Below are 1996 nucleotides of genomic sequence, written 5' to 3'. Positions count from 1 at the left end.
TTTTATTATGCTTGAGGAGGTTTTATTAACAAATAAACCTAAAGATAAAATCAATAAGTTTAATAGTTTTTATAAAATGTTTTTAAATAATGAATTAACATTTAATAATAATCATAAAGCTTACGATTTAATCGAACCTTCTTATGCAACATTTTTAGATATTGTAAAACCAATGGAATTACCTAAAATTAAAAATTTTAATACAGTTGAGGGTAAAAAATATCTAGTACATACTATTTTACATATTGAGTATTCAGCAATTGATTTAGCACTTGATGCAGCATTAAGATTTAAAAATATGCCAATAGAATATTATAAAGATTGGTTAGAAGTTGCAGATGATGAAATAAGACATTTTTTAATGTTAGAAAAATTATTAGCAGAAATTGGTGGAGAATATGGAGATTTTGCTGTTCATAAAAATTTATTTGAAGCAATGCAAGATACACCTGATTTCTTAAGAAGAATGGCTGCTGTACCTAGATTTTTAGAAGCAAATGGTTTAGATCAAAATCCTAAAATTATGCTAAAACTAAACTCAAATATGGATGCTTTTAATTCAAAACTACTTGATGTTTTAGCTGTTATTTTAGAAGAAGAGGTTGACCATGTTTTAAAAGGTGATAGATGGTATAAATATGAATGTGATAGATTAAACTTAGATTATGACTCTACATATTTAGAAATTATTGAAGATGTATTTCCAGGTTCTACAAAAAGAAAAATGGATTTAAATTTTGAAGCTAGGAAAAAAGCAGGATTTTCTTGTGATGTATTAAAAGTCTTATCAAAAAAAGAAGATTGTAAATAAAATAATAAAACTAAAAGGCCTAAAGACCTTCTAGTTTTTCTTCATACTCTTGCGTAATTTCATCAAATTTAGTTTGAGCAAGTTCAAGTGCCTCAAAATTTTCTTCTATTTGATTTTCATTATTTGTTACTAATCTTGAAAGTTCAATAACTTTACTATTGTCACCTTTATTAGATGCTTGAATTAGTTCATCATGTTGTTCTTGTAATTCATCTTCAATTTTCATAATTGAATTTTCTAAAGAATCAATCTGTTTTTTAAGTGGAGAAGTTATTTTATTTCTTTCTTGAATCAAAGAACTTCGTAGTTTTTTATTCTCTTTTTTATTTACTTTTGGAGCTGATTTTACTTTTTCTTCAACTTCCTCTTCTTCCCAACCAATTTTTTCTAAGAAATCATCATAATTTCCATCAAAATATTTAGCTTCATTATTAGCAAAAATAATTAATCTATCACAAACTCTTCTTAATAATTCTTCACTATGCGTAACAATAATACTAGAACCATTAAATCTTTTTATAGCTTTTGTTAAAGCATCAATAGAATCCATATCAAGGTGGTTTGTAGGCTCATCAAGAAATAATAAATTAACATCTTTTGCTAAAATTTGTCCTAGCATAACTCTACTTTTTTCGCCCCCTGAAAGTAGTGAAATTTTCTTTTTAGCATTATCATCACTAAACATCATATTTCCACAAATTGCTCTAACTGTTGATTCTGCTAAAGTAGGGTTTGATACATAAATCTCATCCATAACTGTATTATTTGGGTTTAAATGGTTTATATTTGTTTGTCCAAAGTGTCCAAACGTAGTAGTTCCATGAAAATCTACTATTCCACTTATTTGCTTAAGTTCACCAGCAATTGTATTAAGTAGTGTAGATTTTCCTTTACCATTTTTTCCTATAATTCCTAAAGTTTCACCTTTTTTTAGAGTAAAAGAAATATCTTTAAATAGTATGTTTTCAGGCGTATATCCAAATTCTAAATCTTTTACGTCTAATAAAACTTTTGCAGGAGTATCTTTGAAGTTAAAATCAAATTCTAAAGTAGAATCAAAACCAAGTTCAGCCATATCATCCATTTTTTCTAAAAGTTTTACTTTTGATTGTGCCTGTGCAGCTGTTGAAGCTCTTGCTTTATTTTTAGCAATAAACTCTTCTAACTCTTTTCTTTTTTTATCTT

At 26.6% G+C, this 1996-nt stretch carries 2 protein-coding genes; one reads left to right on the top strand and one right to left on the bottom strand.

Annotation, left to right across the window (positions count from 1 at the left end):
* Nucleotides 1-811: ferritin-like domain-containing protein (locus tag ACERKK_RS10980; RefSeq protein ID WP_373773119.1), on the top strand; the 811-nt coding region annotated here is incomplete at its 5' end.
* 19 nt (nucleotides 812-830) lie between these two features.
* Here the strand turns inward: ACERKK_RS10980 and ACERKK_RS10975 are convergent.
* Nucleotides 831-1996: ATP-binding cassette domain-containing protein (locus ACERKK_RS10975; protein WP_373773118.1), on the bottom strand; the 1166-nt coding region annotated here is incomplete at its 5' end.

Origin of the sequence: Poseidonibacter sp., from assembly GCF_041821165.1 — a bacterium.
Taxonomy (GTDB): domain Bacteria; phylum Campylobacterota; class Campylobacteria; order Campylobacterales; family Arcobacteraceae; genus Poseidonibacter.
The sequence above is the reverse complement of the archived record's forward strand: the minus strand, read 5'-3'. Positions and strand labels throughout refer to the sequence as shown.